A 14216-nucleotide genomic window follows, 5' to 3' on the forward strand; every position below is an offset into this window, starting at 1 on the left:
GACTTCTCCGAAGCCTTCCTCAGATTCGTCATAAACGAAGTCATCCGACACCACGAACGAAGCCGACGATGAGCAGAATGCTAATCAAGCCTGTCATTCCGGCGCAGGCCGGGATGACGTATCCGTAAGAGACTCCTAACCGCACCTACCCCACACGCTTGCCCTGCGGCGACGCGATGTCGCGGCCCCCGGGCTTCTGGCCGGGATAGAGCCCGGACTTCGGCTCCATCGTCTCCAGGTCCCAAGCCGCCGGGTCGAACCGCAGGCGGGTCGCGGCCGTCACCGCCGGATAACCGCCGACCGCCTTCTCGTCGTCGATGATCTCGCCGCGGCCCTCGGCCACGTCGAACACCAGCCGGCTGTCGTCGGCGTCGCGGTCCCACGGCCGCGCACCGGCGCGTGTCAGCACATGCGTCTCGACGTCCGTCGCCGGGATGACCGCCAGCCCCGCCGGCCACGAAACCGGCGTCGCGCTGGCAATCATCTTCGCGCCGCCGGTGGCGTAGCGGCCCAGCATCGGCAGAGGCGCACCGATCCGGTCCACCGCGATATTGTCGCGCATGTGATAGCGCAGGTCGCCGACCCCGCCGATCATCAGGAACGCGAGCGGCTCGGTCGACACCCCGCCGCGCAGCACGTTGCCCACCGCGGACAGTTCGCCCGTCTGATAGGCCTGCCCCTCCCACTCCAGTTCCATCAGATTATACTGCACCGCGCGCTGGCCCGGATCGTAGATGAAGTTGTTCGCCATCGCGACCTGCGCGCCGCCCTTCAGCAACGGGTTGCGCTCGTAATTATGCGCATACAGGTTGCGGTACAGCAGGATCTCGGTCGCATTGTCGTGGATCAGCGATCCCTTGCTGTGCTCGCCCTTCGGGTGGCTGCCATTGGCGATCCCTTCCCCCGCGATATTGTAGGAGAATGTGATACGGTGCGACGTTCCCGCCCGCCATTCCGCCGGCGTCTTGCCGGTGAAGCGCGGCCCGGACGCGGACATATTTTCGTCCAGCGCCCACAGGAACGAGCAATGGTCGACGATGATGTCATGCCCGGCGACCGATGACAGCGCGTCCGCCTCCCACCCGCTGCGCAGCGCCTGACCGTCCACGCCGGTCCGTACACGGATGTGACGCATGACCACATCGTGCGTCTTGATGTCTATCCCGCCGCGGATCAGCGTGACGCCCGGCGAGGGCGCCGTCTGCCCGGCGATCGTCACATAGGGCTCCACGATCGTCAGCACCGTCCGGCCGAGGTCGATCACGCCGCCCACTTCGAACACAATGATCCGCGGCCCCTTGGCATCCAGCGCCGCGCGCAGCGATCCCGGCCCGTCCGCCGCCAGCGTGGTCACCCGCACGATGCGCCCGCCGCGCCCGCCCGGTGTCTCCGCCGCCCAGCCGACCGCGCCCGGAAATGCGGGCTTCGCGCAGGCGCCGCCGGCCATTGCCAGCGCCGCCAGGACCGGTGCGGCCATCCGCGCCATCTGCTGCAATCGCTTCATCATCGCTCTCCCGTCGCTCGTCTCGTCCGGCATGCACGGCCGTGTCGATGACACCGGTTACTTACTCCGCGAACGCGCTCCCGCCAAGCGGCCGTGCAACACTCCGGAATCTTTCGTCATGGCCCGACATGACACCGCTTGACGCGTTTCGAAACGCGGCTTAGCAAAAATGACACCGGTTACTTCTAGGAAGTGACCAGGATCGCGTCGCCGCAAGAGCGACCGTCCAGGGGAGGATCATGATGCCGGCACACCTGGCATATTCTCCCCTTTTGAACGGGTCCTCGGAAATCCGATGACGCCGGTATTGATAACCGGGTCGTCCGCGATCCGCAGGGGAGAATGTTCGATGACCAGTTTCCGGGCCACGCCTGCCAGCCTCCGCATTGCCCGCCTGCTCGGCGCGGCCTCCACGCTCGTTTTCGCCGCGGGCCTCGCCCATGCGCAGGACGCCGCACCCGCCGGCAACCCCGGCACGCCGGCCGCCGGTCTCAACCTGCCGCCCGCCAACCCCCAGACGGTCGAAGGCTCCGGCGTTCCGGCCGAGGCTCAGCCGGGCGAGGAGATCATCGTCACCGGCTTCCGCGCCTCGCTGAACGCTTCGCTGTCCGAGAAGCGCAACGCCACCGGCATCATCGACGTCATCAAGGCGGAGGACATCGCCGACTTCCCCGACAACAATATCGCGGAATCGATCCAGCGCATTCCCGGCGTCACTATCAATCGCGACCAGGGCGAAGGACGCAACATCACGGTGCGCGGCCTCGGCCCGATCTTCACGCGCGTCCGGATCAACGGGATCGAAGGGCTGTCGACCACCGGCGGGTCCGATTCGTCGGGCGGCGCGAACCGCGGCCGCGGCTTCGACTTCAACGTGTTCGCCTCGGACCTCTTCAACTCCATCACCGTCCGCAAGAGCGCGTCGGCCGATGTCGAGGAAGGCTCGCTCGGCGCCACCGTCGATCTCGTCACCGCGCGCCCGTTCGACTATAAGGACGACTTCACCGTCGCCGGCTCCACCGCGGTCGGGCTCAACGATTTCTCGAACGCGATCGACCCGAAGCTGTCGGGGCTGGTCTCGGCCAAGTTCCTCGACGGCAAGCTCGGCATCCTGCTGTCCGCCGCCTATTCCGAACGCGGCATCCTCGAGGAAGGCCCGTCCACCGTCCGGTGGGAACGCGGCACCGACAACGGCCCGGCCGTCGCCCGCCCGACCGGCGCGTTCGCTCCCGGGTCGACGCTGCCGACCGGCGCGAACCAGGGCTATGCCTTCTTCGCGCCGCGCATCCCGCGCTACGACAGCCTGGAATATAAGACCAAGCGGCTCGGCCTGACCGGATCGATCCAGTTCCAGCCGGCCGACAGCACGCTCCTGACCTTCGATGCGCTCTATGCCGATTTCAAGTCGGACCGCAGCGAACAGTATCTGGAAGCGATCTCGTTCAGCCGCGGGGCCGGCGGCAAGCAGGACACCGTGATCCTGCCAGGCGCGCTGGTCGACGGCACGAACAGCCTGGTTTCGGGCACGTTCAACAATGTCGACGTCCGTGTCGAATCGCGGTTCGATCGGCTGCGCACCAAGTTCCAGCAATATACCGGCTCGCTGCGCCAGGATTTCGGCGACAAGCTGCACCTCGACCTGCTCGGTGGCTATTCGAAGTCGGCCTTCTCCAACCCGATCCAGACCACGATCGCGCTCGATGCCGCCAATGTGCAGGGCTACAGCTTCGACTACACCAAGGGCCGCTTCCCGACCTTCGGCTACGGGAACCTCAACGTCGCCAACCCGGCCAGCTTCACGCTGGGTGAGGTCCGGTTGCGTCCGCAGTTCGTCGACAACGACTTCAAGGTCGGCCGCGCGCAGCTGGAATATGACCTGACCAGCGCGCTCAAGGTGCGGATCGGTGGCGACTACAAGAAGTTCGGCTTCTCGTCGGAGGAATACCGCCGGGCCAGCGAGACCGACGTCGCCGGCTTGGTCGGCGCGGGGCAACTCGGTCCGCTGACGCAGCTTTACTCGATCAGCACGGGGACGCCGACCAACGGCACGCCCACCACGTTCGTGATCCCGAACCTGGCGGCGTTCGACAGCGCGCTCGGCATCTATTCCGGCACCGGCCGCTTCGCCGTCACCGGCATCACCAACCCCAGCGCGCGCGGCAACTTCCGCACGGTCGACGAACGTGACCTGGGCGCCTTCGGTCAGGTGGCGCTGAACGCCGATATCGCCGGCCTGCCGGTGAAGGGCGACATCGGCCTGCGGTATGTCGAGACGCGGCAGAAATCGACCGGTTACCAGAACACCGCGACCAGCTTCGCGCTGATCGAGGTCGACCGGACCTATGACAACTGGCTGCCGTCCGCCAATCTGAGCGTCAACCTGACCGACAAGCTGATCATCCGTGCGGCGGCGGCAAAGGTCATCGCGCGTCCCGACATCGGCACGGTCAATCCGGGCGGTTCCTTCTCGGTCAGCGGCGGCAACCGCACGCTCAGCCTCGGCAACCCGTTCGTCGATCCGACGAAGGCGACCGATTTCGACCTCTCCGCCGAATGGTATTTCGCACCTGAATCGGCGCTGATCGTCGGGCTGTTCTACAAGGACATCTCGTCCTTCGTCGCCACCACGACGCAGCAGGTCCCGTTCAACCAGCTCGGCCTTCCCGACAGCCTGCTGGCGGGCACCGGTGCGTCCCCGACCGACCTGTTCACCGTTACCCAGCCGGTCAACAGCAACGGCGGCAAACTGAAGGGGGTGGAAGTCGGCATCCAGTCGCCGTTCCGCTTCCTGCCCGGGTTCCTGGCGAATACCGGCGTCCAGCTGAACTACACCTATGTGAAATCGGACATCCAGTATCCGCTCGCCGCGGCCGTCGGTGCCCCGGTCGTCGTCCAGCCGCTCAACAACCTGTCGCAGCACAGCGCCAACGGCACGGTCTATTATGAGGACAAGATCCTGTCGCTGCGCGGCTCCGTCGCCTATCGCAGCGGGTATCTGACGCGCGTTCCCGGTCAGAACGGCGTCGCCCCCGGCAACGGGCCGGTGTTCAACGTCAATTCCGGCCAGCCTACGTTCAACGACGTCGAGGGTGTCCACGGCACGATCAACGTCGATGCATCGGCCTCGGTCAAGGTCACCGACAATTTCAGCCTGACGATCGAGGCGATCAACCTGACCGACGTGTATAACGATCAGTATATCGACAGCGCGGCCGACCGGTCGGTCACCTATCACCACACCGGCCGGCAGTTCTACTTCGGGGCACGCTTCAAGTTCTGATCCTGCCCGACGATCCCGCATTCTATGCGGTCGCGATCCCGGCGGTCGTCCTTCTCGGTTTCTCGAAGGGCGGCTTTGCCGGGGTCGGTGCGTTGGCGCTGCCGCTGATGGCGCTCGCGATGTCGCCGGTCCGTGCCGCCGCCATCCTGTTGCCCGTGCTGGTGGTCCAGGACGTCGTCGGCGTCTGGGCGTTCCGGCGTGACTGGGACAGCGCGGTCCTCCGCGCCACGCTGCCCGGGGCGGCGGTCGGCGTGCTGCTGGGCTATCTTTTGGCCGCGGTCGTGTCGGTCGGCGCGGTGCTGGGCGTCACCGGCGGGATCGCGATCCTGTTCGGGCTGTACCGGCTGCACCGGCGCTACCGTCCCGGCCTCCCCGCCCGGATGCCCGACCGCGCGGGGCCGCTGTTCGGGCTCGCATCTGGTTTCACCAGCCAGATCGCGCATGCCGGCGTGCCACCGTTCCAGCTGTTCGTGCTGCCCCGCGGCCTGTCCCCCACCCGCTTCGCGGGCACCGGCGCGATCTTCTTCGCGGCCGTCAACTGGATGAAGGTGCCGGCCTTCCTTTCGCTCGGCCAGTTCACCGCGGCGAACCTTGGCGCGACGCTGGTGCTGATGCCCGTCGCGATCGCCGCCACCTTCGGCGGGGTGCGGCTCGTCCGCCGCGTCACCGCGGATCGCTTCTACCTCCTCATCGACTTGCTGATGATTGCGGTTGGCCTGCGCCTGCTCTGGTCCGCGTTCAGCCCTGCGAACTAAGCGACCGCTGCGCCCGCGCCGCCGCCGTCCACCAGCGCAGGTCGTCCGCGAAACGCGGAAATGCGTGCGTCAACGCTGCCCCGCCCGCCCCGGTCGCACGCCCGTCCGCATCCAGCGCATCGCCGATCGAGCCGACGGTCAACGTCCGCGGCACCACCGCCATGCCCATTTCGGGCAGGATCCCGTGCCATGCCAGGCCCGCCCGGGCCCCCGCGATCCGCCCGGCGGAGTAGCTCGCGATCGCCGCCGGGCGCCACGCCCATTCTTCCAGATAATGGTCGGTCAGATTCTTCAGCCCCGGCTGGACGCTCCAATTATACTCGCCAACCACGAACAGGAACCCATCGGCGGCGCGGATCTTGCCGGCCAGCGTCTCCATCGCCGCAGGCGCGGTCCCGGCCGGGTATTCCTTGTACATCCGGTCCAGCATCGGCAGCGCGACCGCCCTGGCGTCGATCAGTTCCGCATCGTCCCCCCGCGCCCGCAACGCATCGACGATATGCATCGCCAGCCGGATCCCCATCCGGTCCGACCGGTACGATCCGTAGAACACCAATATCCGGTCCGACATCGTCTCGCTCCATGTTCGCAACCGGTAACGTCAGCAAGGCGCACCGCCCCCCGAACCCGTCATCCCAGCGGACGCTGGAATGACGCTTGCGGCTCGTTCACCCGCCCAGAAACTACTCCACCACCTCGCCCAGTTCCACGCCCCACAACCGGCTCGCCTCCACGAAACCGGCCTTGCCGGCCACGTCGAGGTGGCACCAGCCCGCGCGGCATTTTTCGATCCGCCCGATCACGCCGGGCGCCGCCCGCCACTGTACAGCCGCGTCCGTCGCGGGTTTCGCGCGCAGCATCACGGTGTCGCCCTGGACCATGCCCGTCCGCCGTTCGGTCAGCAGCACCGACGCCATCCAGCCTTCGGTGCCGTCCGGTTCGCGCACCTTGCGCCAGCTTTCGTGGACCGCCACCACCTTCAACGGCAATCCCACGCGGCGATAGCGCCATTGCGCCGGATATTCGCGCCCCGGCCCGCTCCGCATCAGCGCGTCGCCCGCGGTCAGCGATGCCCAGTAAGGCAACGCACGCGGTGCCTGCGCCACGCCGCCCGTGCTGGCGATCGTGATGGCCGCGGCCAGCATTCCAAAGCGCATCCGTCCACGCCCAACCACCATCGTCATTCCCCGAACCGTCGTCGCCTCGCTCTAGCCGCCCGGCCGGCCGCACCACAACCATCCCTATCGGGCCTGATACCCGGCCCGCCGCATCGCGTCCCTTGACGCTGGCACCGTCGCGCGCCAATCGCTGGGACATGGCCACCCATCGCCCGCCCCCGGCCCGCCCTTCCCGCCCGCGGGTCGTCGCCACGCGGCGGCTGACTGACGGGATCGAAGGCCGCATGGCCGAACTGTTCGATTTCACGCCCGCCGCAGACGACGGACCGCTGGACCGCGCCGCGCTGGTCGCGGCGATGGCCGATACCGACATCCTGGTCCCCACCATCGCGGACGAGATCGACGCCGCGCTGATCGCCGCGGCCGGCCCGCGGCTCCGGCTGATCGCGAATTTCGGGGCGGGGGTCGATCATATCGATCTGGCCGCCGCGCGCGCCGCCGGCATCGTCGTCACCAACACGCCCGGCGTGCTGACCGAAGACACCGCCGACATGGCGCTCGCGCTCATCCTGTCGGTCCCGCGCCGACTTGCGGAGGGGGAGAAGCTCGTCCGGTCCGGTAGCTGGGTCGGGTGGAGCCCGCGGGCGATGCTGGGCCACCGCATCGGCGGCAAGCGGCTCGGCATCGTCGGAATGGGCCGGATCGGTCAGGCGATCGCCCGACGCGCCGCCCCGTTCGGCCTGTCCGTCGCCTATCACAACCGCCGCCGGCTGCCCGCGCATGTGGAGGCGGAACTGGGCGCGACGTGGCATGCCGATCTCGACGCGATGCTGGCAAATGTCGACATCGTCTCGATCAACTGCCCGCACACCCGGCAGACGCATCATCTGATCGACGCGCGCCGGCTCGCGTTGCTCCACCGCCAGGCCTATCTGGTCAACATTGCGCGGGGCGAGATCGTCGCGGAGGACGCGCTGATCGACGCGCTGGCCAATCACCGCCTGGCCGGGGCCGGGCTCGACGTGTTCGAACGCGAACCCGCGGTCGATCCCCGCCTGCTCGCGCTCCAGAACGTCGTCCTGTTGCCGCATATGGGGTCCGCCACGTTCGAGGGCCGGATCGCCACGGGCGAGAAGACGATCGCCAACATCCGCGCCTGGATCGACGGCCATACACCCCCCGATACCGTCCTCGACGGCTGGGTCTGACGCCCCGATCGGGTGAACCCCAGGTGAAGGAACCGGGTCGCATTTGTCCCGTTGTTACGCCCGAGTTCCGATCACGAAAGGGAAGAATCATGAAGACTGCGAAATATATCGTGGGCGTGGCCGCAATGGCACTCGGTCTGGCATCGCCGGCCTACGCGCAGAGCACCGGTGAACTGCTCAAGGGTGGTGCCATCGGCGGCGCAGGCGGCGCGGTTGCGGGCGCAGTCATTCCCGGCCTGTCCGTCGGCAACGGCGCACTCATCGGTGCCGCTGGCGGTGCAGCCGTAACCGCGCTCACCAAGAACAAGCGTTACTATCGCGACAGCCGCGGCCGCCGCTACTCGCTCGACAAGCGTGGTCGCCGCACCTACCGCTAAGCTACGGTAGTGAAAGGGGCGCGTATCCACTGGGATACGCGCCCCTTTTTTATGCCAAGAAACAACGGCCTTCCCCCGCCTTCGCCGGAGAAGATGAGTTAAGGCTTTGCCTGCCCTTCGCGTCACGCCGGTCCGGCAAACGCCAATCGGCTCGAAACAGCCGGCCTCCTAAACCATACCCGGCACGCCCGACCCCGGTCGCGCGTCGATCACCCACCCCGCCGTCACCAGGCACTTAGCGCAACGCTGCCAGCCACTCCGCCAGCATCGCACGTCCCGCGGCCACCGCCTGCGGCCCCTTCGCCGCATAATCCGACCGAACCGCCTCCGCCGTCGTGCCCGCCGCCGCCATGTCTGCCGCGCCGGCGTCGATCCATGTCGCGATCCGCGGGTCCTCGCCCATCTCCGGATGGCATTGCAGCGCCAGCATCCGCGCCCCGCGTCGATACGCCTGATGACGGTACAGCGCGCTGGACGCCAGCAGTTCGCATCCGTCCGGCAGGTCGAACGTATCGCCATGCCAGTGCAGCACCGGCGTATCTGCCAGCTGCCGGACCGGCGTCGCCATTCCCGACGGATTGACCGTCAGCGGCGCGAACCCGATCTCCTGCGCCGGCCCCGGATACACCGCCGCCCCCAGCGCCGCCGCGATCAGTTGAGAGCCAAGGCAGATGCCGATCGTCGGCAATCCCGCCGCCAGCCGCGCCGCGATCCGCGCGACCTCCCCGTCGATCCACGGATGCGCGGCGCGTTCGTACACCCCCATCGGCCCGCCCATCAGGACGAGCAGGTCCGGCGCCATGAAGTCCGCGTCGGAAAAGGCCGGGTCCAGCACGTCGATCCGGCTGAAGGCATAGCCCGCCGTTTCGATCGGTTCGCGAAACCCCGCCGCACCCTCATAGGCGGTGTGGCGGACGATCAGTGCGCGCAACCGATCAGTCGCCGGTCAGGATGCGGTCGACCAGTTGCCGCGTCGTCGGCACGAACCCGTTGGAATAGAAGGGATCCTTCCGGAACCGGAACGCGGAATGACCCGCGAACATCAGATTCTGGTCGATCGGCCCGCCATGCGCGATGTCCTGCAACGTCTTCTGGATGCAGAAACTGCGTGGATCCGCCAGCCGCCCGGTCGAATTGCCCTCCGTATCGGCCCAGGAGGAGAAGCTGCACTGGCTTAGGCACCCCATGCAGTCCGCCTGGTCCTTGCGGATATCCTTCATTTCGTCCGGCCGCACGAACACCAGCGTGTTGTCCGGCGTCTTCAGTGCGGACGTGAAGCCCAGCATGTCCCATTCGCGCGCGCGCAGCAGGTCACCGCGCGTCACCCAGAAACTCTTGCCCTTCACGCCCACGTCCAGCTGATACTGGTGGTCGCCCGCCGCCTCGCCGCTGAATGCGATCTGGCGCTCGGACCGCGCCTCCAAGTGACGCAGGAACGGGTTGCGCACGGCGGAAGAGTAGAAACCGGTCGGCGAGAATTTGTGGAGCAGGATGTCGCCTTCCTCCAGCACCATCAGCGCCGCCTTCCAGTCCTCCGGGATCGGACTTTCCTGTGTCAGCAAGGGCCGCGTACCGAACTGGAACGCGATCGCGCCCAGTTCCGGATTGTCGATCCAGTCGTTCCATTCCTTCAGGTTCCAGACGCCGCCCGCCATCACGATCGGCACGCTGTCGGCGATGCCGCCTTCGCGCATCGTGTCGCGCAACGCCTTCACGCGCGGGAACGGATCCTGCGGGACCAGCGGGTCCTCCGCGTTGGACAGGCCGTTATGCCCGCCCGCCCGCCACGGATCTTCATACACCACCGCGCCCAGATGCTCCGACGCCTTGGAATATGCGCGCTTCCACAGCGCGCGGAACGCCCGGCCGGACGAGATGATCGGCAGATAGGCGACATCGAACGACGCCGCGATCTCGCTCAGCTTGTACGGCATGCCCGCGCCGCAGGTCACGCCGGCGATCATGCCGCGCGTCTGTTCCAGCACGCCGTGCAGCACGCGCTGCGCGCCGCCCATTTCCCACAGCACGTTGATGTTGATGGCCCCGCGCCCGCCCGCCATCTCATGCGCGCGGCGGACCTGCGCCACCGCGCCGTCGATCGCATATTGCACCAGTTCCTCGTGCCGCGCCCGACGCGTCAGCGCATGGTACACCTGCGGTACGATCTTGCCCTCGGGGTCGTAACTATCGGCATTCACGGCCGATACGGTGCCGATCCCGCCCGCGGCCGCCCATGCCCCACTGCTCATGTGATTGGATACGGCCACGCCCTTGCCGCCCTCGATCAACGGCCAGACTTCGCGGCCGGCATAGACGATCGGCTTGATACCCTTGAACAACGAAAGCCTCCCGGTCGGGCCTCTGCCCGGCTGATATACGCGCTCCCTTATAATAGGGTTGCGCGGAAAGCACGTCAAAGCGGCGTGGGGTCAGCCAAGGCTGCCCGGACGGCCGATCGCGCCGGCGTACAGCGCGCGATACGCATCGATCATCCCCTTCTCGTCGAAGGATTTTTCCGCCACCACCCGGTTCGCCCGACCGATCGTCTCGCGCAACGCAACGTCGGCCACCAGCACGCCCAGCGCATCCGCCAGCGCGGGATCCGGCGCCGTCACGACGAAGCGCCGGTTCTCGGCGGACACCATCGCCGCGACGTCGCCGACCGCCGGGGCCGCCACTGCCAAGCCCGCCGCCATCGCCTCCAGCACCGAAATCGGGAACTGCTCGCTTTCGGACGACAGCGCGAACAGGTCGAAATGTCCCAGCACCGCCGCCGGCCGCGGGTGGAACCCAGCTAGGTGCACGCGCTCGGCGATGCCCAGCCGCGCCGCCTCCGCCAGGATCGCGCCGCGTTCCGGCCCCTCGCCCACGATCAGCAGCCGGACATGGTCCGGCAATGCCGCCACCGCCCGCACCAGCCGCGGCAGGTCCTTCACTGCGCGCAGGCCGGCGATCGTGCCCACCACCACGTCCCCCGGCCGCCGCACGAACCCCGGCAACGGCTCCGGCGCGCCGCCATAATCGCCGATCGATATGCCGTTCGCGATCCGTCGCACCCGCCCGGCCGGTTGCCGCCAGGTATCGCGCGCGATCGCCTCCAGCCGGCGCGACGGCACCACCAGCGCCGTCACCGTGCCCAGACCCGCCCGCCGGAACCAGACACGCTTCGGCTTCTGGCCCTGCGTCTCGTCCGCGTTGAACCCATCCTCATGATGGACGATCGGCGGCAACCGCATCACCGGCGCGTACATCCGCCGCGCCATCACGCCGTCCATCGCCCCCCAATTATAGGTCAGGACCAGATCGAAGCCCGCCATATAGCATGCCAGCCGCCAGTAGCGCGCCGGCCCCGGCTTGCCCTGCAACGACGGCGCATCGGTCGGAAACGCGACGGCCACACCGCCATCGATCGCCCCCCGCGCGCCCATCTCGCCAGGCATCGCGCTGAGGATCGTGTGCGTGGCCCGATCCCCGAACGCATTCATCAACCGGACCGCCCGCGCCTCCTTGCCCCCCAGCGCGAAGGTGGAGTGGAGGTGGAGGATGCGGATCGGCGTCATGAGCACAACCTACCCGCCGCAAAGTTAAGAATGCAGCGCCCGACGCAGCAAAGCCCGCCCCCCATCGGGGGAGAGGGTTGGAGAGAAAGGCGTTGGCGTGAAGAAACCAAGGCCCCCGCTACCCCGCCACGACCCGCGCCAGCAACCGCATCACCCCCGCCCGCGCCTCCGGCTCGTCCAGTGTCGGCGCATGCCCCACTTCCGGCACGGTCACCAGCTCCGCCCCCGGGCAACGCGCGACCATCGTCTCGGCGGTCTGCGCGGACAACAGGTCCGACACCGCACCCCGCACCAGCAGCAACGGCATCGTGCCCAGCGCGGCGAACGCCGGCCACATGTCCAGCGTCCCTTCGTTCGGTACGCGCATCGGTTCGGCGATGTTCATGTCGTAATCGAACACGATCCGCCCGGCCGGGGTCAGCCGGCACAGCCGCTTGGCCATCGCCACCCAGTCGCCCACCGCGAACCGCGGGAATGCCGCGCCGTTCGTTTCCGCAATCGCGCGCGCCGCATGCAGCCAGGTCGGGAAGCTGTTGTTCTTGCCCACATAGTTGCGGATCCGCGCCAGCCCCGCCGGGTCCAGCACCGGCCCGATATCGTTCAGCACCGCGCCCGCGATCCGCCCGCCGCCGGTCGCCGCCAGCAACATCGTGAGGATTCCGCCCAGCGACGTCCCCACCGCCACGAACCGCGCCAGCCCCAGCGTCTCGATCAACGCCTCCAGATCCTGCAGATAGACCAGCGGCACATAGGTCATCGGGTCGCGCGCATAGCCGCTCTCCCCCCGCCCGCGCAGCGACACGCAGATGACCCGCCAGCCACCGGCCAGGTCGGTCGCCAGGCTTTCGAAATCGCGCGGATTGCGCGTCAGCCCCGGAATGCACAGGATCGGCGGTCGCGCGGGGTCGCCCGGATAATCACGGTAATGCAGCCGGATCCCGTCCTTCGACCACCAATATCCGTCCGTCCATGCCGCCATGCTTGCACCCTCATGCGCCCCACCCCCATATCCGCGGATGACAGCAGCTCCGCAACCCGCCGCCTATCGCCCCGAACGGACGATCCTGACGCTGCCCGCTACGCTCTACGATCCGGTGTCCGCCGCCGATTTCCCGGAAACGATCCTGCGGTTCCGCAACGATCGGCACGCCGCCGCGGTCGGGCTCGACCATCTCGACGATCGCGCATGGCTCAGGCACTTCGGGCGGTTCGAAACGCTCCCCGGCTCGCTCGAACGCCCGCTCGCGCTGCGCTATCACGGGCATCAGTTCCGCCACTATAACCCGGATCTCGGCGACGGTCGCGGCTTCCTGTTCGCGCAACTGCGCGACGGCGCGGATCGCCTGCTCGATCTCGGCACCAAGGGATCGGGCACCACGCCGTGGAGCCGCTCCGGCGACGGCCGCCTGACCTTGAAGGGCGGCGTCCGCGAAATCCTGGCGACCGAGATGCTGGAGGCGCTCGGCGTCCACACGTCGAAGACCTTCTCGCTGGTCGAGACGGGCGAGGCGCTTCACCGCGGCGACGAACCCTCGCCCACCCGGTCGGCCGTCATGGTCCGGCTCAGCCACGGCCACATCCGGATCGGCTCGTTCCAGCGGCTCGCCACGCTCGGCGATGCGGAAAGCATGGGCGCGCTCGTCGCCTATTGCCTGACCGAACTTTACGGCGACGCGCCTGGCGCGGAGCCGGAGGCGCAGCTGCTCGGCCATGTCGCGCGCGGCACCGCCCGGCTGGCCGCGTCCTACATGGCCGCCGGCTTCGTTCACGGCGTGCTCAACACCGACAACATCGCCATCACCGCGGAAAGCTTCGACTACGGCCCATGGCGGTTCGCGCCGACCTGGGATTCCGAATTCACCGCCGCCTATTTCGACCATCAGGGCCTTTACGCCTTCGGACGGCAGCCCGGCGCGATCCACTGGAACGTCGTCCAGCTCGCCATCGCGCTCCGCACGCTCGCCCCGGCCGAGGCACTCGCCCCGATGGTCGATCTCTATTCCCCCGCCTACGAAACCGCGTTCCGTGCCGCCATCCTCGCCCGTCTGGGCGTCCGGTCACGCGAGGAAGCCGACGATTTCGCCCTGCTCGGCGCGATGGAGACGGCGCTGGCCGAAACCGGTACGTCGATCGACCGCTTCTTCTTCGATTGGCGCGGCGGGCGGCTGCGAACCGCGACGACGGCCTATGACGATCCACGCTTCGCGGAGTTTCGCGCGGTCGCCGCCACCTTCGAACCGGTCGGCCCGCTCGACCATTCCTATTGGTCGGATGCCGACCCATGCGCCATGCCGATCGCGGTGGTCGAGGCGTTGTGGGAACCGATCGCCGCGCGGGACGACTGGGGTCCGTTCCACGCAAAGGTCGCCGCGATCCGCCGGATGGGCGACGCCCTGCGCGGTTAGCCGTCCGGT

The 14216-nt window shown here is 67.9% G+C and carries 12 protein-coding genes; 5 read left to right on the forward strand and 7 right to left on the reverse strand.

Annotated elements, in window-relative coordinates; genetic code table 11:
- Positions 1–145 precede the first annotated feature (145 nt).
- A complete protein-coding gene (locus tag BKY59_RS02680) occupies positions 146–1447 on the reverse strand; it encodes a pectate lyase family protein (protein ID WP_420822069.1) in 1302 nt (433 codons plus the stop codon).
- A gap of 406 nt (positions 1448–1853) precedes the next feature.
- On the opposite strand from BKY59_RS02680, the gene BKY59_RS02685 reads away from it, so the two are divergent.
- Both BKY59_RS02685 and BKY59_RS02690 read left to right on the forward strand, forming a co-directional pair.
- Complete coding sequence (locus tag BKY59_RS02685; protein WP_076068566.1) at positions 1854–4784, forward strand: TonB-dependent receptor; 2931 nt, start codon at positions 1854–1856, stop codon at positions 4782–4784.
- Positions 4785–4786: 2 nt separating this feature from the next.
- Positions 4787–5539 (forward strand): sulfite exporter TauE/SafE family protein, encoded by a 753-nt coding sequence (locus BKY59_RS02690; protein WP_076068567.1) that lies wholly within the window; start codon positions 4787–4789, stop codon positions 5537–5539.
- On the opposite strand, the gene BKY59_RS02695 is transcribed toward BKY59_RS02690, so the two are convergent.
- Positions 5523–6110, reverse strand: a complete 588-nt coding sequence (locus BKY59_RS02695) for an NADPH-dependent FMN reductase (RefSeq protein ID WP_076068568.1) — start codon at positions 6108–6110, stop codon at positions 5523–5525. The two genes, BKY59_RS02690 and BKY59_RS02695, sit on opposite strands and share 17 nt — an antisense overlap.
- Before the next feature lie 112 nt (positions 6111–6222).
- Positions 6223–6723, reverse strand: a complete 501-nt coding sequence (locus BKY59_RS02700; RefSeq protein ID WP_240499930.1) for an SH3 domain-containing protein — start codon at positions 6721–6723, stop codon at positions 6223–6225.
- Between the two features lie 131 nt (positions 6724–6854).
- On the opposite strand from BKY59_RS02700, the gene BKY59_RS02705 reads away from it, so the two are divergent.
- Positions 6855–7865, forward strand: a complete 1011-nt coding sequence (locus BKY59_RS02705) for a 2-hydroxyacid dehydrogenase (protein WP_076068696.1) — start codon at positions 6855–6857, stop codon at positions 7863–7865.
- Positions 7866–7954: 89 nt separating this feature from the next.
- Positions 7955–8242, forward strand: a complete 288-nt coding sequence (locus BKY59_RS02710; RefSeq protein WP_076068570.1) for a hypothetical protein — start codon at positions 7955–7957, stop codon at positions 8240–8242.
- 235 nt (positions 8243–8477) lie between these two features.
- Here BKY59_RS02710 and BKY59_RS02715 read toward each other — a convergent pair whose 3' ends face one another.
- The 4 genes from BKY59_RS02715 to BKY59_RS02730 all read right to left on the reverse strand — a co-directional run bounded on the left by BKY59_RS02715 (position 8478) and on the right by BKY59_RS02730 (position 12781).
- Complete coding sequence (locus BKY59_RS02715; RefSeq protein ID WP_076068571.1) at positions 8478–9173, reverse strand: glutamine amidotransferase; 696 nt, start codon at positions 9171–9173, stop codon at positions 8478–8480.
- A 4-nt stretch (positions 9174–9177) separates the two neighbouring features.
- Complete coding sequence (locus BKY59_RS02720) at positions 9178–10581, reverse strand: NAD(P)H-dependent flavin oxidoreductase (RefSeq protein ID WP_076068572.1); 1404 nt, start codon at positions 10579–10581, stop codon at positions 9178–9180.
- Between the two features lie 90 nt (positions 10582–10671).
- Positions 10672–11802 (reverse strand): glycosyltransferase, encoded by a 1131-nt coding sequence (locus tag BKY59_RS02725; protein ID WP_076068573.1) that lies wholly within the window; start codon positions 11800–11802, stop codon positions 10672–10674.
- 118 nt (positions 11803–11920) lie between these two features.
- The gene (locus BKY59_RS02730; protein WP_076068574.1) at positions 11921–12781 is read right to left on the reverse strand and encodes an alpha/beta fold hydrolase; all 861 of its coding nucleotides are present in this window, start codon (positions 12779–12781) and stop codon (positions 11921–11923) included.
- A 37-nt stretch (positions 12782–12818) separates the two neighbouring features.
- On the opposite strand from BKY59_RS02730, the gene BKY59_RS02735 reads away from it, so the two are divergent.
- Positions 12819–14207: a protein adenylyltransferase SelO family protein gene (locus tag BKY59_RS02735; RefSeq protein WP_076068575.1), complete on the forward strand. Its 1389-nt coding sequence runs from the start codon at positions 12819–12821 to the stop codon at positions 14205–14207.
- Positions 14208–14216 lie beyond the last annotated feature (9 nt).

It is taken from the genome of Sphingomonas montana (assembly GCF_001956315.1).
GTDB lineage: Bacteria > Pseudomonadota > Alphaproteobacteria > Sphingomonadales > Sphingomonadaceae > Sphingomonas_R > Sphingomonas_R montana.

Bases quoted from the DNA above. Each gene is read 5' to 3' on its own strand.
- BKY59_RS02725 (WP_076068573.1), bottom strand. From the start codon at position 11,802: ATGACGCCGATCCGCATCCTCCACCTCCACTCCACCTTCGCGCTGGGG.
- BKY59_RS02685 (WP_076068566.1), top strand. From the start codon at position 1,854: ATGACCAGTTTCCGGGCCACGCCTGCCAGCCTCCGCATTGCCCGCCTG.
- BKY59_RS02710 (WP_076068570.1), top strand. From the start codon at position 7,955: ATGAAGACTGCGAAATATATCGTGGGCGTGGCCGCAATGGCACTCGGT.
- BKY59_RS02700 (WP_240499930.1), bottom strand. From the start codon at position 6,723: ATGACGATGGTGGTTGGGCGTGGACGGATGCGCTTTGGAATGCTGGCC.
- BKY59_RS02695 (WP_076068568.1), bottom strand. From the start codon at position 6,110: ATGTCGGACCGGATATTGGTGTTCTACGGATCGTACCGGTCGGACCGG.
- BKY59_RS02735 (WP_076068575.1), top strand. From the start codon at position 12,819: ATGACAGCAGCTCCGCAACCCGCCGCCTATCGCCCCGAACGGACGATC.
- BKY59_RS02705 (WP_076068696.1), top strand. From the start codon at position 6,855: ATGGCCACCCATCGCCCGCCCCCGGCCCGCCCTTCCCGCCCGCGGGTC.
- BKY59_RS02730 (WP_076068574.1), bottom strand. From the start codon at position 12,781: ATGGCGGCATGGACGGACGGATATTGGTGGTCGAAGGACGGGATCCGG.
- BKY59_RS02680 (WP_420822069.1), bottom strand. From the start codon at position 1,447: ATGGCCGGCGGCGCCTGCGCGAAGCCCGCATTTCCGGGCGCGGTCGGC.